This is a genomic window from Photobacterium satsumensis (assembly GCF_050336935.1).
Lineage (GTDB): Bacteria > Pseudomonadota > Gammaproteobacteria > Enterobacterales > Vibrionaceae > Photobacterium > Photobacterium satsumensis.
In genome coordinates this window covers 668523-688149 of sequence record NZ_JAKJSK010000006.1, presented here as the reverse complement: position 1 = coordinate 688149, position 19627 = coordinate 668523, and the positions used below count along the sequence as shown (strand labels likewise).

Here is a 19627-nt window from a genome sequence, read left to right as displayed (position 1 = left end):
ACGCTTTTCTTTGTCATCATGCCAATGTGACTCCTTTCATTACGTCATTGATTGGATACTGGCGGCCGACTTCCATCCGGGCCATGGCCTGAATGAGTACGGCAGCTGTGTTATCGTTGGTCGCATCCAATGCCTGGTACTTGTCGTAACCCGTCCAAGTCGCCACCATATTGGCGTAATGATCACTGTCGTTTTCATGGCTTGGCGCAAACGTATGGATAATCTCGTTGATGGTAGTGATCCCGCGTTTTTGGTAGCTACGCAAGATACGAGCAGCAGCACGGAAGCCCCATTTATCCTCTTCGAAAATCACAAATCGGCCATCGCTGGACACTTGGCCGCGCCAGTTGTTGTGCTTGTTGTACTCGATATTCAGCGGATTGTTGTTGCGAATCCCGCGTGGTTTTCCGGTTGTCATGTCTTCGGTCATCCCTGTGTTATTGGTGGGTTGGCGTGGCTGGTTATCTGAAATAACCAGCCCTTTGCGGCTGTTAAGCCATAACAGCACCATGGCAAGTGCTATTAGCCATTTCATAAGCGGTGTCCACTATGCGTATGGTGATTGGTAATCAACCAAGGTATCGAATGCGCATGTACCGTCAGGGTTAAAGAACCCTACTTTTTGCGGGTACGATGTCAGCTTGGCGCAAAGTGCATACGTCAAACTTTCAGATGCATCAACCATGGTCATTGTGGTTTGGTTTCCGTCGATGATTTCACTCACTGCATTGGTTGCGCCTTTGTAGGTGTTGTCCCACGTATCAAGCCAACAAACTCGGAGCGTGGCATGATTGGAACGATTGTCTGTTAACCCCGTAAAACGATCAGTGTTCGTAGAATAACCCGCTTGTAATTCTGTTTGGCTTACCGTATCCAACACATGAAATTCATCGTTATGACTAGAGGGCCACACTGTCGGCAGTATCTCGGGATTTTGCTCATCATTGAAAAAAGCAGCAGCCCAGCCAATCACCAAACCGTCAGCACCATTACCGTAATCTTGCTGGACGTCATAAAACGCTAAGGCATAACTTTTGTTGCTATTAAGGAGCAACCCGTCTTTACGTAAGATGAAATGATTCGCTTCATATCCATTGAAGGATTCACAAAATACGACATCTTCAATGTCACCCGTAGATGGGTTCAACTCGACTAAGCCCCATTTACAATGACTGCCAAAGCGAACCGATGCAGCTACCGTGACGTATTCATTGCGCACACCGTATTTCATATCAATGGTGGTTTTTCGTTGAGGGGTAAAGTGAGCTAATGCAACGGCTTGGTATGCGAAACCATGAAAGACCATGGCAGCTTTCACGCCTTCAGGTTCACCGACCGTCACATAGTCACGATTGAATACATTAGCTCCGCGGTGATCAACACGTACCCCGAATGAGGAGCTGTAGCTGTTGTCATAACCAACCGCTTCACCGCCCCAGCCAGCCGGAAACATGGCAGCATTAGACGCCGCCTCGTTGAATGCCGAACTATCAAACGCATTCGCTTTAGGCGCAAACATAGCGGTAGTGTTGAATGCCGGGTAAACCGTTGGGGCAAGAAAATCACCGTTATGAATGAGGTTCACAATGGGTTCACCACCAAGCAGCTTTTCCAATGCAGCCAACCTATCAGCGCCTTGCTGTAATTCATCGGCTAAGAACTCCACCTTGTTTCGCGGATTACCTACAGGTAAACGCTCTCGCACTGTTTTGTCTGTCATCGTATGACCTCGATAATTTGGATTGTGTCACCGTCGATGCCTGAAAAGCTCAAGGCTGCGGTGGTTTCAAGTTTGAGTTGTTCGCCAGCTGCGAGGGTCCAGCCAGCACCGAGCATAATGGTATCGGTGTTGGTTAAACTGGCTTTTAGCAAAACGTGACAGCGTGACGTATTGGCCGTTAGCTCGGCTATGCCTTCGGTAATGCTCAATACACTTACCGCCATGTTCTCACCACCAACGGGTTTAGTGAGCATCGGCGTGGTGGCGTAAACGCGAACCGCTTGCCCGCTTTCGAATTTCACCCTTGGCAATTCTGTTACAGCGACTTGTTGCCCTTCAGACAACGACACAGCCGGGAGATGTGACACGGTCACTGACTGATTTGGCTCAAGTTGAATCTTGGGTAATTGCGATACCACGACTGCTTGCCCATCGACTAACGCCACCCGTGGTAACTGTCCGATATTGACTTGCTGATTGGGTGACAGGGTCACTGTTGGCATTTTGGTTACAGCGACTTCTTGCCCATCTGTCGGCGGAATGTATTGGCCGTAGCCACAAATGATGCTGACCTCGCCCGCTTCACCCATGTTCTCGACGGTAATACGTCCGGTTAATTCCGGGTCGAGAATTTGCGCTCCTGTTTCGAGCCGGTAATCACCCCGCTCAGTGGTGATATTCACGGTCTCGGGACACGATTCGACATAGAGAAACTCACCGACAGCATGGAATTGCGAACGCTGGCGCGGCTGCATGGTTTGATAGAAATTCATCGTTTACCCCCAAACATCATGATCGCCATGAATGCCATTACCAAACCGACAACAATGGTCATCTGTCGGCTAGTAGCCACTTGTCCGCCATCGGATTGCATCCCGGCCAAATCTTTGAGTGCTGCCAAGCTCTCACTATTCTGGGCGGCTTGGTTGCCGGCCAATCCCGCTAACATTTGCAGGTTTCCGTGGTGTGCCTGACTAACTTCATCAATCGCGTGATTGCTCACCTCGGCATTGAATGCCATGGCATCCCGACCAAAATCCATGGCTTCACTGACTGAATGCTCACCCATGGCCAATGCTGATTCCGTCACATCAGCCATGCTCCAAAGCGCTTCTTCTGTCACATCAGCATTGCTGAGTAATGCCAGCTCCGATAAATCGGATGCCCGTTGCATTGCGCCGTGGTCAGTCATTCTGACGTTGATGTTGGAATCATTGACGCCTGATAACATCAAACCATTGTTATCACCACTGGCCGCTGCCGAACCACTGACGTTATTGGTGTTCGTCGTGGTATGGGTGGTGGTCGTGGTGGTGTTACTACTCTTACTCTTCCCGCCCATAATCTGCCTTAATCATCAAAAATCCGTCTTCGTCTTTGCCGTCATCGAACACGGGCAAACCCATCATGCGAAAGAACCGCAACTGTGCAGGCCGCTGGGTATGGCACCGGATATAACGACACCCCAACTGTCGACCATATTCAAACGTTGCCAGCGTCCCGGCTTTTAGCTCCCCAGCAAGCCCAACAACGACAAGCTCCAAATCACCACTGGGATATTGCTCAACCCGAAGCAAAGCGAATGAATCGCCTATTCGGTACACGGCTTCACGCCCTGCCTGTACTTCGCGTATAGCTTCGCTGGCGTAATCCCCCAATGCCGGAGCTAGCTTGGGGAATGCTTCGCTCCATTCACACGCTTCAAGGTTCATTTCTTCACCATGATGTAAAACACGGCAACGCCTGCCAGTAGAAGTGCCCACGTTGGAATGCCGTTGTTACTCCCCATGTTGATTGAACCGCCTTTGAAGCCTGATTCAGTGCTGGTTGAATTGCTGTTGGTCGTGGTACTGGTAGCGGTGGATGGCCCTGCCGAACCACCTTGCAAACCACCGCCACCCGTTAACGAAGTCATTGCACCAAACATGTCTTACCTCCGTTTTGATACGCTGGTTGTTTTCAGCTCTGACACACCTTCACGCTTTGCTAAATTGCCTTGTGCATTTTTCGCTGAACTTGCACCACCGCTCATGCCTGACTTACCCGATGAACGCCCGCCTTTGCCTGTGGTTGGCCGTGTAGGTCGAGCAGTAACGCGGCTCGGTTGTTTCCTTGAACGACGTAAGCGATTCGGACGACTGACCGCGCCACTGGCTTCGGGTTTAGACGTTGTGGTATTTGGCTTACTGACTTTATTTGCAGGCTTTGGTGTTGGTAACTTCCTATTGGCACTGCTTGCCTTTGAATAGCCGCCCATTGCTGCCTCCCTCAATTATTAATTGGTGGACAGTTTCCGTTGTGCTGTTGAATGCCCTTAGCTGTTCAACTTGCTCAAATCCGAACTTGCCCAAAATCCGCCGCATCCCTTTGCGGTAGGTGTGATAGGTGATCACCTCATAGCCGCAGGAAGATACCCGGTCTATGATGTGGCTTGCTGCCTCGACTAACCCGGCTCCAGTCATCGCAATAATGTGATAGTTGCCGTCCTGAACCTGTCCAATGAACCATAACCTCACGCCTTTGCCTGTCAGCATGTAATAGCTGGCTTCCTTGGCACAAACCGATGCTTTGACGTCAGCAAATTCAGCCTCGGGATTATCCGAAGCGGCATACGCAGGTTTGATTTGGTCAAGTTGGTTGAGAAAGTCCGGGGCGGATGGCCGGATTAGTCGAAACTTCATTACGCCTTTTTCCCCATCACAATGTCATAGAGCCACAGCGCCATGACCACTGCCGCCAGAATGCGTACCGTTCGCCCGATTTTTTCGCTGGTAAACATGCCCGTGACATATCCAACCGTGCCCGCCAGTAGCGGCCAAAATAGAAAAGGCATTATTTCCCCCTAAGCAGAATGACCAAGGCCAACAACGCAATACTGCCACCCATCAACATCATGGAAGTATTGCTTGGCGCCATGGTATAAATCGGCTGGCCTGTTGGCTGTTGCGCTGGCTCTTGGCGTTGCGGCGTGCGGTTTTCTTCCGGTGCTGCCGAGACCACTTTATTAGCCTCATTATCGAACCAAGAATTTAACCAGGCTTCGCCACCATCGCTGGCGGTATCCCAGATCCCCCCCAGTGTTTCACCTACAGAATCAAGTAGACTCATTGCGCCTCCTTAGCCCTTGGTTGGCAATGCGTTCACCTGTTCAACGGCTTCAATGATCACCGGTACGCTACCCACTTTTGACTTATCCAGTTCAAACGCGAGTTGGCTGCGGGCGGCAGTATTCAACATGCCATCAGCACCAAAGCCGTAACGGATGAAATCGAGGCTGAACCACTCAGGGTTTTGCTCTTTCTTGGCCTGCGCCAAGTCATACGCGTTGTCATCTTTGGTGACGTTCATTTCTTCGAAGCTGTCACGCAGTACGCGAACGCGATCAATTGAGTTATCGAGGAAGTGAATGCGCTTGAGGTTCAGTGCCGGACTGCGTTCGGAAAAATCAAACGGCGTGCGGCCTGTTGCCGAAGCAAACCAAGTCAGCTCATAGATACGTGGCATGTAGTAACGTACCGATTGTGCTGGCAGTACATGTGCACGAGCGCGGATACTAGGCGCTGTGGTTCCGGCAGATTTTGACTTGAGGGTGATATACACAAACCAGATTTCCCCTGCCAAGGTGACAAGATCAGTTTGGCGTACACCAATTTTGGTGCGCAGCGTGGCATCACCAAAGGAAATGACATAGCGCCCGTCTTGGGCGTAGTTCTTGCGGTGGGCTTGCAGCTTAACCAGCGTTTCGCCTGTTACATTGATTTTGGCCGAACCATTCAGCGACACTTCAACACGTTCAATGTCGGTGGGATCAGTAATATCCGTTACCAGTTCAATGCTGTGATACGTTGGGCCCGAGACCAGACGCAGTGACGCACGGTTGCCCCAACCTACACCCTCAACCGGGTCTAGTTCTTTGGGACGTGGCGCGAATGGGGTTTGCACTAATTCCATAATGCTCCCCTTAACCGATCGCGTCTTCAACGGCATCAACGTTGTTCGATGCCCAGACAACCGCGCCAGCTACCATTAACGCGATCACGCCAGTGATCACATAGCCCTTAGTTTTTGCACTCATGATGTTTGCTCTCTGTTGGTTAACAAAAGTTCCCCAACAGGAAAGCAAGCGATTTGGTTTTAAGGCAAGCACAAAAAAGCCCGCTAAGGCTATAGGTTAGCGGGCTTTGAATAGTGTGACTTGTTTTGCAAAACTTATAATTAGGGCAAACTTAGTACATATATTTGAAAAGTTTATGTGTTTACCATTTACGTTCAAAATTGACTCTTACGACTCTAGAAATGTATGAATTTAGCCCATGACCTTGCTGAGCAAGAGATTTCATTTGTTCAACAACCCCCGCTCCCGGCTTTTGGTTGGAATATAAATAGTGTCTCCACCTGCCTGACATAAACTTAACTGTTATTGAGTCAGCAGTAATTTCGTAAGACTCAACGTTAGAGTTTCCATTCAAGTTTCTATATGGTGTCATATGATCAGCTCTCTTACTCTGAATGATTTTGTTTTCCAAAAAGCCCATTCATTATGCAACATTACTCATTTCGCAAATGAGAAGCAAACCTAAATTTCCGCAGAAATCTAACTGTTTTATATTGACAATTTACCACTGTATTTTCCCTTTTCTCCACGCCTTCCCGTCCTGCAAAACATACTCAAGCTTCTTAAGCTTGGTAATCTCAATCGCCAGTATCCCCGTCTTCTGCTGCAAATACCGCGCGCTATCATCTGCCTTTTGCATCATCACACACGCGAATTGGCAGTTATCAATGATGGTTTTCGATACCTCCTGCCCACGCTGGAACATGTTGATGGAGTGAAGACCAAACTTGCGCCCTAGCCTCAAGATTTTGCCATGGTATCCCGTCGCTTTGCCCGCGGTGCTGGTATGCTCGGCCACTTCTTCGCAAATCACCTTTAATGGTTTTTTTTGCTTGCCGTTGCCCATGCCCCAAACGACCATGCAAAACTTGTCGAAATCCTCCTCGGTGGTTTCGTGGTTTGGGTAATACGCGATCTTAAAGCCTTGGTTGGTTTTACGTCCGGCAATCAAGGCGGCGGCAAAGGCTTTCAAGCTGGCATAGCTGCGAACCTTACGCCCGGCCAATAGCCCTTCGTAATCCCCAAGCGGATCAAAGATGGCGACTTGATCGGTGGGCTTGATAAACAGCTTTTTGGCTGCGGAGGTTTTTCCGCAGCCAGACATACCAACCACATAGACATGATGATTACTCAGCGCGTTGTTTTGGTTGATAGGTTGTAGTTTCAAGCGGCCTCCTGCTGCTGATCATCATTAGCGGCCTGCTTCGCTTTCTTGGCAAGTTCAGCATCTTTAATCTTGAGGCTACGCACCTGCATATAGCTAGATAGCCCAAGCATCCCAATGGCAGCGACGGCCATTATTTCATCCATATACTTAGCTAGCCAAGGTGGCGGATTACCGCCGTATTTCACGATAAGCGGTGCTATTTTTTGTGCTACGTTTTCAGCTTGTTGTGGATCAAATTCAAAGTTATGGTGCACCATGGTTTTCATGGTCTGCTCAATCGTCATCAAGCCCACAAACACCATCGCTCCAGCGGCTTGGGTTTCTATCTCTTGTTGCTGCACTTTGGTATCGGCAACGGCTGGATCAAAGTCTTCATCTAAGCTATTGATGAAATCTTTCTCGTCTTGCTCGTTGTGGGCTTGAATTCCTTCATTGCTATTCAGCTCGTCATCATTGGCGGCTAGTTGTTCGGTTTCCATATCGACTCTCTCGGTTTGTTTTGGTTAAAAGCGGGCTATCATCCCGCCAGTTAAAGCACCAAGCACCACGCCCGCTATGACTGATTTCCAACCGGAAGGCTTCGAATCCGATTGGGCTTCTTGTTCGGGTTCGCTTTGGCTTGGTTGCGGTTCAGCTTTGGTTACTGGTTGTGTAATTTCGGTATCCAGTTCGGTTAATTCCGGTTCAACGTTTGGCTCGTCTTCGGTTTTCGATGCCACTACTAGCACGGTTTGTTCGGCTTGGTGTAACGCTTCAAGCGTTGGGTAATGCAACTCAAACCGTGACTGCCAGAATTTTCCGGTTTGCTGGTTAGTTCCGCAGTCGTCACAAATCGCATACAGGTACTTGGAACGTTTCCCCCTTGCCCGGTGAATGGTGCGGACGTTGCCGCACTCACATCGATTAACCCCTTCGACCTTGTTGGCCGACGCACGAGCGGGCATTGATTCAGCCATGTTTCCCCCTTTGCTCTAATTCCATAAGTTTGTTGTTTACGCCTTGCATCCAGACCAGCACCAAACGGAGTGGTGACATGATTTTGCCTGCGAACGGGTTTTTCTCCGCCTTGGATACTTCGCCCTTGAGTTGGTCTGTGATTTGGTTCAGTTCTTCCATTTGATAGCGTCCTTTACGCAGCTAATTGCTGATTTTGATACCATTCGAGATCAGCTTTGGCGGCTGACACATGGAGTTCGGTGGGTTCTTCCCTGTTTGGAGCAAGCGGGTCATTCAAGACAGATTTCCAATAAGCCTGTTTGAGTAAAAAGCCTTGGTACTGTTGGCCGTACTCTCGTTGGGCTATCGCTCGGGCTTCGGAAACGTTTTGGTGATAATCGAGATCATCATCTTTGGGCAGCATGGACCATCCTCGGGCACCTGCTGCCCAAAGCAGAAAATCATAGGCTTTGTCTTCGGCCTGTTCGCCTTCGAATGACAAGCAGAACCGGTTCTTAGTGCTGGCATGAATGCCACGGGCTTTGATTTGGTTATTGATGGCTTGTTGTTGGCCTTCAAGCCGAACAATTAAGGCGGTTAATTTTTGGATTGCAGCCTTGGGGCGTTGGGCTTTTTTCGCTATAGCTTTGGCCTTAATAGCGCGTTCTTTCTGCTTATCCAAACGGTAAAGGCTGCGCTGTAATGGCTTTTTCCAATGCTCTAACCGATAGCCACATTCTTTTATGATCGCGGCCATGTTATGAGCTTCAAAATTTGCCAAGCAATCCCAACCGGGGGCGCGACTGCAACGGGCAATGTTATAGCGGTTGCCTTTGATTAGCCCTTGGTCGGCGTTATCACCTTTAGCGGCATAGCCAACGGCTTTGATTATGTATGAACCTGCCGCTTTCGGTTGGCGGATTCGCTCTAAATGGGCGAACCCGTTACCCCAAATACCCTCTAAGCGTTCAGACCAGGCTTGGAAATATTGCTTGTCTACTTTCCAATTCATGATGAGGTGAACGTGCGGATTGGGTTCACCATCTTCATTGGCTGGACACTCGGCTACCCAGATGTAATGGAACGGGTTGGCAATGCCATCGAGTTCGAATGGTTCGGCATCAGCATCAATCCCATGCCAGCCACGCTGGAACATCTTTTTGATGCCATCCAGAAAGCGGGATACTTCACGGCCTAACGTGGTGTCACCACCAAAGATGGCATTCCGTTGCTCAGGGGTGAAAGTCAGAGTGAGAAAGGTGGTAAATCCGCTTTCACATGCAGCAACATAGGCACCCGATTCGAAAATCTTTGTTACTGCACGTTGGGTCAGTTTTTCGGTGTAGCGCTCCCCGCTTTGTGGATCTGGCGCATCACCCGGACGGGTTTGGGTATGGTGCAAAATACGGAAACTGCCCGACCATTCACGATGCATCAACCGGACAGAAGATAAACGCTTGTCCGCAGGCGCATCAGGTAGATCATACAGGCGGTCATGGTTGTAGTGGGACTCGGTGCTGTCCAGTTCGATATCACGGCGCTGTGCCTTGCGAAGCCTGCCCACACGGCTGGATATATTAACCACTTTCTGGTGTGTCGGACTTTTGCGCCCTTGGACAAGCCTATTGTCTCCGTCACTTCGTGCCGCCGCTTCGCGGGCATGTTCGGCGAATAATTCGTGGCCTTGCTTGGCAATTCCTTTAGTTTTCACATAGTGAAATTGGGCGAATTGATTGAGTTTTTGCTGCTCGTTTTTTAACCACTCGGCAGAATTGGAACCAAAAAAACCAGCTTCATGGCTGGCGATATTCTTTTGGGTTCTGTCATGTGGCTGAACGGCGCCAGCTACATACAAGAGATCGTTTATGGGGAGCATCAAAGCCCTCCCATTTCTATCACTGCCCGCCGAAACGAAACGTAGATACGGCGAAACTCAGCGGCATCATTGAGAAAGAACGCTGAACCTTCCTTATCACCCATTCTTTGATGGTGCCTCACCATTTTCATGGAGTGCTGCCATTCAACCAATGCGTGTTTCGCCATGAAATCGGCGGTTACGGGCTTATCCAATGGAATAGTAATTTCGTGTAATGGCATAGAAGAAACCGCCGCCCCCGAAGGGGCTTTGGTTGCTTGCTTAGGGATAAGGTTTAAATTAGTCATGGTTGCCTCCGAGCTGCTCATTAACCGCAAGTATTAATCTGCGTGTAATTTCACAATCGGCCATTGCACGATGGGCTTTCAAGTCCGAAATATCAATACCTTGCTGAATTGCGGCGTTTGTCAGGCTTTGCCATTTGAAGTTGCCGTGGTGTGCATTCCACTCCCCAAAAAACTCGGCATACCATTCCATCACGCATTGCGCTTTGAATGGCAGAAAATCAATGCCGTAACGTTTGAGGCTCTGGCGAATTAATCGAACATCAAAGGCAGCGTTATAAATCAGAACATCACGGCCTTTTAGCTCTTGGGCTAGTTGTTTGTAGATTACCGGGAATGTTGAAGAACCTACTAACATGCGATTAGTGATCCCATGGATTGCCATTGCTTCACCGGGCACTAGCTGTGCAGGCATCACTAAGGTATCCAACAATGGCTTACCCGTTTTCGCTTCCATTACCGATATCTCTACGATTTCGGCAAAGTCATTTAGGCCAGTCGTTTCAGTATCCAGAATGACTGCATTGTCTAGGCTAATAGGTTTCATGCTAATGCCTCCTTGCGCTTAGTAATGGCATCAAGCAATCTTTGCGACTGCTGAAACTCTGGCTTTTGACGACGAACCATCACAGTAGCTGCAGCGGCTTGAGCTTTAAACAAATCATCGATATCAATGCCGTCAAGTCCATAACGGTAGGCCATTCGTATCGCATCCAGCGAATAATCAAGAGGACAATCAAACCCTTGATATCTATCTAAAAGTTTTGCTCTGCTAATGCGCGTGGCTTGATAGAACAATTTATATAGTTCTTTATGAACATTCATCGTGCACCTCCTGCCATCAAATCACGGTTATATTGATAAATGGCTAATTCCTTGAGGTACTGGCTGTGCTCCTTGGCACGTTGCTTGGTGGTTTTGAAACCAAACTTCTCACGCAATTGACGAACGGTAGCGAGTGATCTTTTTGTTAGTTCGGGTTTTGGGTCTGAACACCCGGCCATATCTGGACAGGGTCGATGTATTGGATTGTTAGTTGTTAAGTTTGAAGTATCCATTTGCTAGTATCCCTATAAGCAAGTTTCTGCATAACGTGGGAATAGATTACTAGCAGTTTCTTGTTAATGACAACAGGCTGTTGCGGTAGGAAATGACATTTTGTTCGCCTATTATTTAACAATCAAAAGGTAAAAATAGCGCTACTTATGACTTACACAATTGAATTACTTAACATGGTGAAAGCTAGGTATAAACTGGGCTCAGACTACCAACTAGCTAAGAAATTGGGAGTAAGTACCGCCAGAGTAAGTAACTGGATGAAAAGAAAGTCTCACATGGATTGGGACATTGCATTCCAAGTGGCTGATTTACTTGAAATTGATGATCAAAAAGTTGTTTACCGACTATTAAAAGATATATATGAAAACCCCCGCCTTATCAACGTGTTAGATGAACAAAGCACTGCATAAATGCCTTTCAGGCATTTGACCACACTATACATAATACGCACTGAGGTTGTGGCCACAAAGCTAAAGTGTCTCTTTTCTACAAAGTGAAAATGTCCTGTTTTTCCTATAATGATAAAGAGATTTTACGCCTGAGCGCTATCCGTGATGTGTGCGAACATCGTATTCATCGTTCCGATGCTGCACGTATCCTTTCTCTCAGCGTTCGCCAGGTACAACGTTTAGTGACACGTTTTCGTGAATTCGGTGCCGCTGGCCTTGTCCATCAACGCCGAGGGAAACCGTCTTCGAATAAAATTAACGACAGCATTCGTTACCGTTGCCTAAGTTTGCTCAATCAAAAATACCCAGACTTTGGTCCAACGTTAGCCTATGAAAAACTCACCGAGCATCATGACATTTCAATTTCATTGGAGACGCTACGCCAATGGATGATCGCTGATGGTCTTTGGGTTCCCCATGCCAAACGCAAACCGCGAGTTTATCAACCTCGTCAACGGCGAGATTGTCAGGGAGAACTTTGACGGCTCCCACCATGACTGGTTCGAAGGCCGCAGCTCTAAATGCTGCTTGCTGGTTTATATTGATGATGCCACTGGCCGCCTAATGAACCTGCGCTTCAGTGAAACTGAATCAGCCTTCGATTATATGGTGGCGACCCGTGAATACCTTGAACAACACGGTAAACCCACAGCATTCTATAGTGATCGGCATGCGGTCTTCCATGTCAGCAAGCGCGATGCCCACACTGAACGCTTAACCTGTTTGGTATGAAATGAAAAGAAAGCCCGCATTTGTATCGCGGGCCTATTGATTGTTAAGCTTCGTTCAGGCAAACCAACGGTACAGAGAATTGCTTACTCTTTTCGGCAATCTTTGACGGCGGTAGCGACTTCTTATCTGAACTCGTTTTATAGTCAATATTGGATTCATTCAAGAAGATCGTAAACATCGAAGACTTAATAGACTCTTTCTTATCGTCATCTTTAACTAAACCAATAACCCCACCATTTTCAGCAATTACAGGTCCACCGACGTTACCTCCATCAACCGCATTGGTTGTTTTCATGAATCTAACATCGTTATTACTTCCTGACACGGAACTAATGATGCCGTCAGTGATTTTTCCTTGGTATGTTGGTGTCTTAGCGTTCACAACATCGGAAAGAACGTAGCCATAAGTGTATGTACGATCACCTTGTATAGTTTGCTTATTAAGGCTAATTGTGGCGTAAGATTCATTTGGTGTGAGTGCCTTAAGGACCGCAATTTTATTTACTTTGTCCACACTCACAACTGTTGCTTCAAGTAACTGACCCGATCGCTCGTAGTTGATTTTTGAACACCCATCAATGGTTTTACTTGTCGTCAAGATATTGACTTGATTAATAAAAAATCCAGAACCTTTCTTGTCTAGGTTAGCTTTATATACAGTACCTTGAGATATGATGTTGTAATTGTTAACAGTTGAGTTGGTAGATGATGGTGTAACCGCCGTTTGTGTTGTAATTGGATTTCCATTAACTTCCGTTACACTACAGTTATTTCCACCTGAATCAACACAGGTTTTCTTTGCTAACTTCATTGCTTCTGTTGTTGTTGGTGCCCCCCAAGCAGCGCCAGCAACACTGTTTGTACCAATCGCGAACGCTTTGTTATTTGGCTTAGCTCTGTATTGATTATAAAGGTTATCCGCGCTGTTTCCTGTTGTTTGGCAACCTGCCATCAGAGCAACCGACATTGCGACAATGCCATATTTGAATGATTTATTTTTCATTATTGTCCACATGTATATATGAGAGTCGCACTATAAAACCAAGTGCATTTCGACGCGATAATATCATGTTTAATAACGATTAAATGTGGCTATTATCAATTTACATCGGTTTTATCATCGAGCTACAAGTTTACGAATTCATTTCCCATGCTGTGCTAGCGTCTGCTGAGTTCTCCCACATAAGTCCCCTAGCCTTTCATAGCCTGAATCAGCACAGCAGCACAGCAGCACAGCAGCACTAATATAGTTGGACGCATCCAATGTCTGAAAGTGACAACCATGTTGTCGTAATAGCTGTTGTTGTTTTCATGCTTTTTCTAGCAGAAGAATCTTTGCTGTGATCACCAACCCACGTCTACAGTTGGTAGTTATAAGTCAGTAAGTTTAAGTGTTACTATTCATGACCTTACAGGCATCAGACCAAGTTATTGAAGTATCGTCCTTTAAGCACTTAGGGAGATTGCAAGCCCGTTTTACTATTAAGGTAAACAATGAAAAAGTTCATTATCGCGTCTGTTCTTGCTTCTACTCTTTCGGGGTGTGTGGGTACGAGTAAGGACATCTCGCAATTTACACCGATTACAAAAACGATTATCGGCGATGCTTATACTGCGTATGAAGCTTCTAAGGTATGTGCGAAAGAGCTCTTCTTTGTACCCTCTAAAGATCATCAGTTCATCTATTTATTCGATGAAACGCAATCTTGGGCATTATCGTTTCATTCCGACGTAGCGCTGAGTACAGGTGTTAAGAGGTTTACAGCACAGATGAGTACAAATGTAGAAGACGAGAAGATACATGTAACAATTGATAATCCATTGCTAGTTGGTGAAAACGAGAAAGACACGAGCGAAATACTGAACGACAAATATGAAGCAGAGCTACTCGAAGACAAGCTATATGATGCGTACGAGTCTTTTATGATGTGTTTAAGTGATTATTGATGGTCATAGCTGCTAGCAAAGCCTCTCCTACCCCTGCTCATTAAAAACCTTTATCGTCACATGCAGAAAGTCGATTAGTTGAAGACAGAGAACTCTGTTTTAATAACGCCATAGATAAGTCCAATCAAATTCTTAATAAACAAGGTGTTATAAATGTTTTCAGTAGAAGATCGTGTTGTAGCGACTAAAGGTGTTGATCTTGGTGAGATGGTTGTTGCTGGCCTAAGCAGTGGCGGCTTTTGGGTTCATGTTAAAGTCGATGGCATGGACCTTACTTACCCTGCTCGTGATCTAAAGAAAGCATAATTATTGCTCTCCATGATTTTATAAAGGTAGCTCCGGCTACCTTTTTCGTTTCAGGCTATACAATTCTATACTTCTTCTAGATCGCTATACTCTGTATCAGCGTGAAACACTCTATACTTATGCATTGTGTCCTTAACGAGGAGAAGCTTATGACCATTACCTATCATCCCGACTCCGACCTAGACGACGCAAAAATCAAATTACTTCACGATGAACTGCTAGTGAAACAAGCGCATCTTAGAGATGAAATCATCAAACTCAGCCAACTCATCGCGAAAAAAGAAGACTGCTCAGTTACCGATGTTGCCGAAGCGGCGAACATCCGGGAAGAAGCTGACAGAGCGATGGGCCTTGTGGACCAATATACGGAAACACTATTGCAAATAGAGAAAGCCCTATCCCATATGGAGCATGGTACTTATGGAGTGAGTGACAAAACCGGCAATCCTATTCCATTCGAGCGCTTAAAAATCATTCCCTGGACTTCTACTTGCACCGATGATTGACAAGTCATCTTCGCTGCTTCCCCTAACTCTGATGATTAGTCTGAATACGTAAATGTGACGATGGTGATTGAGAAATGAAGTACTGCCAAACATGTTCGTAAAATTTCCGTTGATTAGGAAATGGGACTAATTTCAATGCTTCTTCTAATGAACACCAACGGTAGTCAGTGTGTTCGTGATTCAACGTCACTTTTCTTCCAGGTTCACAAAAGACAACAAACCCAGTAGCGATGAAGATTTGGTCGGTTTGTGGATAATAGAACTGCTGCAAAAAATCTGCATTATATAACTGCTCTGCAGACAGTTGAGTTTCTTCCTTGAGTTCGCGAAGAAATGCTTGCCATGCGAGCTCTTCTTGCTCAATTTTGCCAGCGACATGACACCAGTATCCTTCATCAACTCTTTTTAGCAGTAACATTTTAAATTGATGATCTTTCTTTGTTAAAACTACGCCAGACACAAGATTGGTTTTTAGCTTCATTGCTTGATCCACTATTAATAATTGGAAATGATTGTATTATCTTTTTTTACGATATTTTTTATGAATACAGGGCTAGAAGTGACGATCATATGTGCACAACATACTGATTAAATAGACAATAACGAGCACATATTCTGATAGATAGATCCCATTCGAAAGTTTTATCCACTTATCATTTATTTGTCAATTCAAAGGACTTTGTCAACACCACTTTGCAACACATTCTTGCTTTTATATAAAAACCGACAATACCTCAATGGCATATGCATACCGTTCATGATAGTGTGGTTCTGTAACAAATTAAAACAAACATATAACATAGTTTTGGGTTGTCATTGTTAGGGGTAAGATATGGATATCAAATCACAAGATTCAAATAGTTTTGATGCTGATGTTATTCATCTGTATCTGCAAGAAATCGCGCACAAACCGTTGTTGTCAAAAGAGGAAGAAGTTCTCTATAGCAGAAAGTGCTTACGTGGAGATAAGTTTGCCAAGGCAACAATGATTGAAAGTAACCTGCGGTTAGTTGTTAGTATTGCCAAGAAGTACCGTAACAGTGGTATGTCCCTCAGTGACTTAATTGATGAAGGTAATATTGGTTTAATTACTGCTGTTGAAAAGTTTGACCCTGAGCGAGGATTTAGGTTCTCAACCTATGCGACATGGTGGATTAAGCAGACTATTGAGCGCTCAATTCATAATCAAGCTCGTACCATCAGGCTGCCGGTACATGTTTCCAAAGAGATTAACACTATCCTGCGGACGCATAAGCAATTGATGAAAACCACAAATCAAGAGCCAAGCCAAGAAGATATCGCAGAGAAACTAGAGCGTTCAGTCGAAGATATCTCAAGCGTCCTTGCTTACGATGCACCGGTTGTTTCAATTGATCAGCAGATCACTGATGATTCAGGCTCACAAACTATCTCTGCTTTTATTGCTGATAGTGAAGGCGAAAAGCCAGAAAAAGAACTTGACCGTCAAGATATCAGTAATCTTGCCATTAGCATGCTTGAGAGTTTAAATAAGCGGGACCGAGAGATCTTATGTCGCCGATTTGGACTATTAGGTTATGAGGCTCAAACGCTTCAGCAAGTTGCCGATGAAGTTGGCCTAACTCGTGAACGTATTCGTCAGTTACAAGTGAGCTCATTGAAGAAACTTAAAAATACATTAAGCCGTGAGAATTACGACCTTGAGCTACTTTTTGCTGAAACGGCATAAACGAATTGTGAATGAATCGATAAGCCCTCCACCCGGAGGGCTTATTTGTTTTATGTAACCTTTATATCCATCATTTCATTATTCTTCGATAGGTGTTCAAACCATACCAGCCAAACGTACCAACCGTATCTAATTGTAACTACATTAACTTCTGTGTCTTATCAGGAGTCTCAACATGCTAAATCACCCCCTACTAAAATCACTAGTTGCCATAATTTTCATTTTTCATATAGAGGTGGTACATGCGTCAACCAGTACCAAAAAAGATAAATGTGAAAAAATTAATGACAAAATAGTCAAAATACAAAAGAAAATGCGCAATGGTTATAGCGTAAAACAAGGGATAAAGTATCACAAACGATTGAATAAACTATATAAAAAGCAATTTGAGACTTGCTTTTGAGTAAACGAGTTTTATAACTAATGATCTCGTATGTGAGCCGTTGATACGCTCTAGCTCTGATAATCTTTAAAGATAATTATTATTGTCTGAGGCGTTCATTTTGAAAATTTTCTATGCCCTATGTGTATCATTTTTGCTATCTTCTTGCGCCAGTTACAGCGTCACCGAACAAGAGGTACAAGACTATCTTGATGATAGAAGCGGCTTTGAAAGAACAGTGGGAATCAAAGGGCTAGCACATGCAAATATAAAGTTTGAAAATGTAAAAGTAGGCATTGGAAGGGTTGCAAATGACCGAGTTAACCTAGATGCTGATTCACAAGCCTTGATCTCCATTCAAGGACAAAGCTCTCAACAACTACAAATAAAAGTGAGCTTTAGTGCCGTTCCCTATTATGACAAAGAAGAAGGTGCTATTTTCTTGAATGACTTAAATGTTGAAGACATCGACATACAGCCAAACGAACTTAATCTTCCAAGCAAACAGCTGTTGTCGCCCATTATTGAAATGGTTGGTCAGTATTTATTGACCAGACCGGTATATCGTTTGAGTGATGAAGACTTTAAACAATCAATGTTGAAAACGGCAAGACCTGAACTTTTAATCAAAAACCATGAGTTAGTTATTCAAATCTAGCTTAGCTCAGAGAGCATCTCTGGCAATTAAATTGATGCTCTCGACTAAACAACGGTTAAATTTTATTCCTTAGATTTTTCGAGGAAGTTTGTTCCAGCCGCCTCATCAATGATATGAATTACCCTTTCCGTTTCGAACGCCTTCTTCATCGCTTCTGCAGCATAATTCTTAATTGTTGCTTCATGTGAGCTAACAAATACAAAGATGAATAAGCCTAATGCAAACAATGCAGCTAGCATTGCTATGATGGTTCTTTGTACAATTCGCTTTTCAGCTTCTCGCAATTCCTGTTGAAGTATCTCAATAACATCATAGTTTGTAAGGTTTGGCCTTATTTTTCTTTGGTTTTTCATACGCTTAATTTTGACCAACAAGTGAAGGTTATTTGTGGCTACTTTAGCAATAGATTCTTAACTTTAGCTTAATCAGCATTAAACATTGCTTCAGCACATTTTTTGATTAAAAAGACTGATTGTTTTTTATATAAATTAATAGTTATAGTGCGTTAGACTTACAAAAACACAGCCCGAAGGCTGTGATCTTAAAACCTTTATGACTAAATTATCGACTGATACCCAGCAAGTAGAATGATTAACCCCCAAACCGGAATGTTTCGATACTTCAGTAAATAGAAACCGATTAGCACAGCGGCAACATCAAAGACAGAACCAATCGAGGTTGAGATAACAGGCTTGATAAATGCACTACCGAGCAAACCAACCACACAGGCATTAACCAATAGAATCGATTCCTGCAGACGTTGATGTTTGAACAACGCCCCCCATGCCGGCAAGAAAGCAAATAATAATAAACTGCCAGGTAAGAAAACCGCAATAGTGGCAAGTAGACTCCCCAACACAGGACTATCAACAATCGTTGAAGCACCCAAATAACTCGCCATTGTGAACATTGGTCCAGGTACTAATTGTGCAGATGCATAGGCACTCAAGAATGTGTCTGGCTCTACCATCCCCTCCATCATAGGTTCAAGCAGAGGAAGAACAACATGGCCACCACCGAATACAAAACTACCGGCTTGATAAAACACATTGAAAAGGTTTAACAGTTCAGACTGTGCGGCAACCAAAGGTAAACCAAGAAGCAAAATAGCAAACACTGAAATAATACCAAGGTTAGGTTTAATCACAGGTTGACTAACTTTTTCTAGATTTCGCTGCTTTTGCGATGAAAGGATAAAGCCTAAACAAGCTGCGAGCAAGATCGGAACTATTTGACCTAGTAGGCCAGAAGTCACAAACACACTCACCGCTGTCGCAACAGCAACTAAGGCTGTCAGCTTACTGGTAATATTCTTTTTGGCCATCCCCCACATAGCATCAGCAACAACAACAACTGCCAATAATTTTGCTGCTTGGATAACCGTGTCGATGAAAACGACATCATTGTATTGCTGGTTACCTATAGCCAAAAAAGTCAGCAACAAGAAAGACGGAAAAGTAAAACCGACGAATGCGGCAAATGCACCTAAATACCCTGCTTTCTTGAAACCAATATACATACCAAGCTGGCTGCTGGCAGGGCCCGGAAGGAACTGACATAACGCAACCGCATGAGTAAAATCTTGATCACTAAGCCACTTCTTGCTCTGTACGAACTCACGCTGGAAATAACCAATATGAGCGGCAGGGCCACCGAAACTATAAAGACCTAGCAGAAAAAACTGCCACATTACTTTGAACATAAAACCTCCTAATGAGGCTATGATAATATCGCCAGCAAGTAGATTAATAAAATCGTTCTACTTAATCCTTATCATTGATT

The 19627-nt window shown here is 45.1% G+C and carries 30 protein-coding genes and 1 pseudogene; 8 read left to right on the top strand and 23 right to left on the bottom strand.

The window, feature by feature from the left end; translation table 11 throughout:
* Positions 1-16: 16 nt before the first annotated feature.
* From L4D79_RS03235 to L4D79_RS03210, 6 genes are read right to left on the bottom strand one after another with little or no spacing between them, the layout of a single operon-like run.
* Positions 17-535, bottom strand: a complete 519-nt coding sequence (locus L4D79_RS03235) for a virion protein (RefSeq protein ID WP_428647290.1) — start codon at positions 533-535, stop codon at positions 17-19.
* Positions 536-547: 12 nt separating this feature from the next.
* Positions 548-1720 carry a hypothetical protein gene (locus tag L4D79_RS03230; protein ID WP_428647287.1) on the bottom strand — a complete coding sequence of 391 codons (1173 nt, stop codon included), beginning with the start codon at positions 1718-1720 and terminating at the stop codon, positions 548-550.
* On the bottom strand, positions 1717-2493 hold the full coding sequence (locus L4D79_RS03225) for a hypothetical protein (RefSeq protein ID WP_428647284.1): 777 nt from the start codon (positions 2491-2493) through the stop codon (positions 1717-1719). The genes L4D79_RS03230 and L4D79_RS03225 overlap by 4 nt, the downstream gene beginning before the upstream one ends.
* Positions 2490-3062, bottom strand: a complete 573-nt coding sequence (locus tag L4D79_RS03220) for a chemotaxis protein (RefSeq protein WP_428647281.1) — start codon at positions 3060-3062, stop codon at positions 2490-2492. Before L4D79_RS03220 ends, L4D79_RS03225 begins: the two co-directional genes overlap by 4 nt.
* Positions 3046-3432 carry a hypothetical protein gene (locus L4D79_RS03215; RefSeq protein ID WP_428647278.1) on the bottom strand — a complete coding sequence of 129 codons (387 nt, stop codon included), beginning with the start codon at positions 3430-3432 and terminating at the stop codon, positions 3046-3048. The genes L4D79_RS03220 and L4D79_RS03215 overlap by 17 nt, the downstream gene beginning before the upstream one ends.
* Positions 3429-3647, bottom strand: coding sequence for a hypothetical protein (locus L4D79_RS03210; protein WP_428647276.1), 219 nt, complete (start codon positions 3645-3647; stop codon positions 3429-3431). The genes L4D79_RS03215 and L4D79_RS03210 overlap by 4 nt, the downstream gene beginning before the upstream one ends.
* On the opposite strand from L4D79_RS03210, the gene L4D79_RS03205 reads away from it, so the two are divergent.
* On the top strand, positions 3646-3969 hold the full coding sequence (locus L4D79_RS03205) for a hypothetical protein (RefSeq protein WP_428647273.1): 324 nt from the start codon (positions 3646-3648) through the stop codon (positions 3967-3969). The genes L4D79_RS03210 and L4D79_RS03205 overlap by 2 nt on opposite strands.
* Here L4D79_RS03205 and L4D79_RS03200 read toward each other — a convergent pair.
* The 13 genes from L4D79_RS03200 to L4D79_RS03140 form a co-directional block, all read right to left on the bottom strand.
* Positions 3943-4401: a hypothetical protein gene (locus L4D79_RS03200; RefSeq protein ID WP_428647270.1), complete on the bottom strand. Its 459-nt coding sequence runs from the start codon at positions 4399-4401 to the stop codon at positions 3943-3945. The genes L4D79_RS03205 and L4D79_RS03200 overlap by 27 nt on opposite strands.
* A complete protein-coding gene (locus L4D79_RS03195) occupies positions 4401-4553 on the bottom strand; it encodes a hypothetical protein (protein WP_428647267.1) in 153 nt (50 codons plus the stop codon). The genes L4D79_RS03200 and L4D79_RS03195 overlap by 1 nt, the downstream gene beginning before the upstream one ends.
* Positions 4553-4828, bottom strand: coding sequence for a hypothetical protein (locus tag L4D79_RS03190; RefSeq protein WP_428647264.1), 276 nt, complete (start codon positions 4826-4828; stop codon positions 4553-4555). Before L4D79_RS03190 ends, L4D79_RS03195 begins: the two co-directional genes overlap by 1 nt.
* A 9-nt stretch (positions 4829-4837) precedes the next feature.
* Entirely contained in the window at positions 4838-5671 is an 834-nt protein-coding gene (locus L4D79_RS03185; RefSeq protein WP_428647262.1) for a major capsid protein P2, read from the bottom strand.
* 665 nt (positions 5672-6336) lie between these two features.
* Positions 6337-6939, bottom strand: a complete 603-nt coding sequence (locus tag L4D79_RS03180) for an ATP-binding protein (protein ID WP_428651686.1) — start codon at positions 6937-6939, stop codon at positions 6337-6339.
* 59 nt (positions 6940-6998) lie between these two features.
* Positions 6999-7481, bottom strand: coding sequence for a hypothetical protein (locus tag L4D79_RS03175; RefSeq protein WP_428647259.1), 483 nt, complete (start codon positions 7479-7481; stop codon positions 6999-7001).
* A gap of 24 nt (positions 7482-7505) precedes the next feature.
* Complete coding sequence (locus tag L4D79_RS03170) at positions 7506-7958, bottom strand: hypothetical protein (RefSeq protein ID WP_428647256.1); 453 nt, start codon at positions 7956-7958, stop codon at positions 7506-7508.
* Positions 7951-8118 (bottom strand): hypothetical protein, encoded by a 168-nt coding sequence (locus L4D79_RS03165; RefSeq protein ID WP_428647254.1) that lies wholly within the window; start codon positions 8116-8118, stop codon positions 7951-7953. The genes L4D79_RS03170 and L4D79_RS03165 overlap by 8 nt, the downstream gene beginning before the upstream one ends.
* A 13-nt stretch (positions 8119-8131) precedes the next feature.
* The gene (locus tag L4D79_RS03160) at positions 8132-9814 is read right to left on the bottom strand and encodes a rolling circle replication-associated protein (protein ID WP_428647252.1); all 1683 of its coding nucleotides are present in this window, start codon (positions 9812-9814) and stop codon (positions 8132-8134) included.
* Positions 9814-10101, bottom strand: coding sequence for a hypothetical protein (locus L4D79_RS03155; RefSeq protein WP_428647249.1), 288 nt, complete (start codon positions 10099-10101; stop codon positions 9814-9816). The genes L4D79_RS03160 and L4D79_RS03155 overlap by 1 nt, the downstream gene beginning before the upstream one ends.
* Complete coding sequence (locus tag L4D79_RS03150; protein WP_428647246.1) at positions 10094-10645, bottom strand: 3'-5' exonuclease; 552 nt, start codon at positions 10643-10645, stop codon at positions 10094-10096. The genes L4D79_RS03155 and L4D79_RS03150 overlap by 8 nt, the downstream gene beginning before the upstream one ends.
* Complete coding sequence (locus L4D79_RS03145; RefSeq protein ID WP_428647243.1) at positions 10642-10923, bottom strand: hypothetical protein; 282 nt, start codon at positions 10921-10923, stop codon at positions 10642-10644. The genes L4D79_RS03150 and L4D79_RS03145 overlap by 4 nt, the downstream gene beginning before the upstream one ends.
* On the bottom strand, positions 10920-11156 hold the full coding sequence (locus L4D79_RS03140; protein ID WP_428647241.1) for a hypothetical protein: 237 nt from the start codon (positions 11154-11156) through the stop codon (positions 10920-10922). Before L4D79_RS03140 ends, L4D79_RS03145 begins: the two co-directional genes overlap by 4 nt.
* A gap of 147 nt (positions 11157-11303) precedes the next feature.
* Between L4D79_RS03140 and L4D79_RS03135 the strand changes: the two genes are divergently transcribed.
* Together L4D79_RS03135 and L4D79_RS03130 are read left to right on the top strand one after the other, a co-directional pair.
* Entirely contained in the window at positions 11304-11567 is a 264-nt protein-coding gene (locus L4D79_RS03135; RefSeq protein WP_428647238.1) for a helix-turn-helix domain-containing protein, read from the top strand.
* Between the two features lie 89 nt (positions 11568-11656).
* A pseudogene (locus L4D79_RS03130) lies at positions 11657-12326 on the top strand (ISNCY family transposase); the annotation flags it as partial.
* 55 nt (positions 12327-12381) lie between these two features.
* Here L4D79_RS03130 and L4D79_RS03125 read toward each other — a convergent pair.
* Complete coding sequence (locus L4D79_RS03125) at positions 12382-13341, bottom strand: trypsin-like peptidase domain-containing protein (RefSeq protein ID WP_428647236.1); 960 nt, start codon at positions 13339-13341, stop codon at positions 12382-12384.
* A gap of 491 nt (positions 13342-13832) precedes the next feature.
* On the opposite strand from L4D79_RS03125, the gene L4D79_RS03120 reads away from it, so the two are divergent.
* From L4D79_RS03120 to L4D79_RS03110, 3 genes are all read left to right on the top strand, one after another.
* Positions 13833-14285, top strand: a complete 453-nt coding sequence (locus tag L4D79_RS03120) for a hypothetical protein (RefSeq protein WP_428647233.1) — start codon at positions 13833-13835, stop codon at positions 14283-14285.
* A gap of 153 nt (positions 14286-14438) precedes the next feature.
* Positions 14439-14591 carry a hypothetical protein gene (locus tag L4D79_RS03115; protein WP_428647231.1) on the top strand — a complete coding sequence of 51 codons (153 nt, stop codon included), beginning with the start codon at positions 14439-14441 and terminating at the stop codon, positions 14589-14591.
* A 149-nt stretch (positions 14592-14740) separates the two neighbouring features.
* The gene (locus tag L4D79_RS03110) at positions 14741-15097 is read left to right on the top strand and encodes a TraR/DksA family transcriptional regulator (RefSeq protein WP_428647228.1); all 357 of its coding nucleotides are present in this window, start codon (positions 14741-14743) and stop codon (positions 15095-15097) included.
* A 22-nt stretch (positions 15098-15119) separates the two neighbouring features.
* Here the strand turns inward: L4D79_RS03110 and L4D79_RS03105 are convergent, their stop codons facing one another.
* Positions 15120-15578: an NUDIX hydrolase gene (locus L4D79_RS03105; RefSeq protein WP_428647226.1), complete on the bottom strand. Its 459-nt coding sequence runs from the start codon at positions 15576-15578 to the stop codon at positions 15120-15122.
* Positions 15579-15929: 351 nt separating this feature from the next.
* On the opposite strand from L4D79_RS03105, the gene rpoS reads away from it, so the two are divergent.
* Together rpoS and L4D79_RS03095 are read left to right on the top strand one after the other, a co-directional pair.
* Entirely contained in the window at positions 15930-16805 is an 876-nt protein-coding gene (gene rpoS, locus L4D79_RS03100) for an RNA polymerase sigma factor RpoS (RefSeq protein WP_428647224.1), read from the top strand.
* Positions 16806-17308: 503 nt separating this feature from the next.
* The gene (locus tag L4D79_RS03095; protein WP_428647221.1) at positions 17309-17845 is read left to right on the top strand and encodes a YceB family lipoprotein; all 537 of its coding nucleotides are present in this window, start codon (positions 17309-17311) and stop codon (positions 17843-17845) included.
* Positions 17846-17907: 62 nt separating this feature from the next.
* Here the strand turns inward: L4D79_RS03095 and L4D79_RS03090 are convergent, their stop codons facing one another.
* Together L4D79_RS03090 and chrA are read right to left on the bottom strand one after the other, a co-directional pair.
* Positions 17908-18198: a hypothetical protein gene (locus L4D79_RS03090; protein WP_428647218.1), complete on the bottom strand. Its 291-nt coding sequence runs from the start codon at positions 18196-18198 to the stop codon at positions 17908-17910.
* 203 nt (positions 18199-18401) lie between these two features.
* Complete coding sequence (gene chrA / locus L4D79_RS03085) at positions 18402-19547, bottom strand: chromate efflux transporter (RefSeq protein WP_428647216.1); 1146 nt, start codon at positions 19545-19547, stop codon at positions 18402-18404.
* Between the last annotated feature and the right edge of the window lie 80 nt (positions 19548-19627).

Bases quoted from the DNA above. Each gene is read 5' to 3' on its own strand.
- L4D79_RS03235 (WP_428647290.1), bottom strand. From the start codon at position 535: ATGAAATGGCTAATAGCACTTGCCATGGTGCTGTTATGGCTTAACAGC.
- L4D79_RS03230 (WP_428647287.1), bottom strand. From the start codon at position 1,720: ATGACAGACAAAACAGTGCGAGAGCGTTTACCTGTAGGTAATCCGCGA.
- L4D79_RS03225 (WP_428647284.1), bottom strand. From the start codon at position 2,493: ATGAATTTCTATCAAACCATGCAGCCGCGCCAGCGTTCGCAATTCCAT.
- L4D79_RS03220 (WP_428647281.1), bottom strand. From the start codon at position 3,062: ATGGGCGGGAAGAGTAAGAGTAGTAACACCACCACGACCACCACCCAT.
- L4D79_RS03215 (WP_428647278.1), bottom strand. From the start codon at position 3,432: ATGAACCTTGAAGCGTGTGAATGGAGCGAAGCATTCCCCAAGCTAGCT.
- L4D79_RS03205 (WP_428647273.1), top strand. From the start codon at position 3,646: ATGTCTTACCTCCGTTTTGATACGCTGGTTGTTTTCAGCTCTGACACA.
- L4D79_RS03210 (WP_428647276.1), bottom strand. From the start codon at position 3,647: ATGTTTGGTGCAATGACTTCGTTAACGGGTGGCGGTGGTTTGCAAGGT.
- L4D79_RS03200 (WP_428647270.1), bottom strand. From the start codon at position 4,401: ATGAAGTTTCGACTAATCCGGCCATCCGCCCCGGACTTTCTCAACCAA.
- L4D79_RS03195 (WP_428647267.1), bottom strand. From the start codon at position 4,553: ATGCCTTTTCTATTTTGGCCGCTACTGGCGGGCACGGTTGGATATGTC.
- L4D79_RS03190 (WP_428647264.1), bottom strand. From the start codon at position 4,828: ATGAGTCTACTTGATTCTGTAGGTGAAACACTGGGGGGGATCTGGGAT.
- L4D79_RS03185 (WP_428647262.1), bottom strand. From the start codon at position 5,671: ATGGAATTAGTGCAAACCCCATTCGCGCCACGTCCCAAAGAACTAGAC.
- L4D79_RS03180 (WP_428651686.1), bottom strand. From the start codon at position 6,939: ATGTCTGGCTGCGGAAAAACCTCCGCAGCCAAAAAGCTGTTTATCAAG.
- L4D79_RS03175 (WP_428647259.1), bottom strand. From the start codon at position 7,481: ATGGAAACCGAACAACTAGCCGCCAATGATGACGAGCTGAATAGCAAT.
- L4D79_RS03170 (WP_428647256.1), bottom strand. From the start codon at position 7,958: ATGGCTGAATCAATGCCCGCTCGTGCGTCGGCCAACAAGGTCGAAGGG.
- L4D79_RS03165 (WP_428647254.1), bottom strand. From the start codon at position 8,118: ATGGAAGAACTGAACCAAATCACAGACCAACTCAAGGGCGAAGTATCC.
- L4D79_RS03160 (WP_428647252.1), bottom strand. From the start codon at position 9,814: ATGCTCCCCATAAACGATCTCTTGTATGTAGCTGGCGCCGTTCAGCCA.
- L4D79_RS03155 (WP_428647249.1), bottom strand. From the start codon at position 10,101: ATGACTAATTTAAACCTTATCCCTAAGCAAGCAACCAAAGCCCCTTCG.
- L4D79_RS03150 (WP_428647246.1), bottom strand. From the start codon at position 10,645: ATGAAACCTATTAGCCTAGACAATGCAGTCATTCTGGATACTGAAACG.
- L4D79_RS03145 (WP_428647243.1), bottom strand. From the start codon at position 10,923: ATGAATGTTCATAAAGAACTATATAAATTGTTCTATCAAGCCACGCGC.
- L4D79_RS03140 (WP_428647241.1), bottom strand. From the start codon at position 11,156: ATGGATACTTCAAACTTAACAACTAACAATCCAATACATCGACCCTGT.
- L4D79_RS03135 (WP_428647238.1), top strand. From the start codon at position 11,304: ATGACTTACACAATTGAATTACTTAACATGGTGAAAGCTAGGTATAAA.
- L4D79_RS03125 (WP_428647236.1), bottom strand. From the start codon at position 13,341: ATGAAAAATAAATCATTCAAATATGGCATTGTCGCAATGTCGGTTGCT.
- L4D79_RS03120 (WP_428647233.1), top strand. From the start codon at position 13,833: ATGAAAAAGTTCATTATCGCGTCTGTTCTTGCTTCTACTCTTTCGGGG.
- L4D79_RS03115 (WP_428647231.1), top strand. From the start codon at position 14,439: ATGTTTTCAGTAGAAGATCGTGTTGTAGCGACTAAAGGTGTTGATCTT.
- L4D79_RS03110 (WP_428647228.1), top strand. From the start codon at position 14,741: ATGACCATTACCTATCATCCCGACTCCGACCTAGACGACGCAAAAATC.
- L4D79_RS03105 (WP_428647226.1), bottom strand. From the start codon at position 15,578: ATGAAGCTAAAAACCAATCTTGTGTCTGGCGTAGTTTTAACAAAGAAA.
- rpoS (WP_428647224.1), top strand. From the start codon at position 15,930: ATGGATATCAAATCACAAGATTCAAATAGTTTTGATGCTGATGTTATT.
- L4D79_RS03090 (WP_428647218.1), bottom strand. From the start codon at position 18,198: ATGAAAAACCAAAGAAAAATAAGGCCAAACCTTACAAACTATGATGTT.
- chrA (WP_428647216.1), bottom strand. From the start codon at position 19,547: ATGTTCAAAGTAATGTGGCAGTTTTTTCTGCTAGGTCTTTATAGTTTC.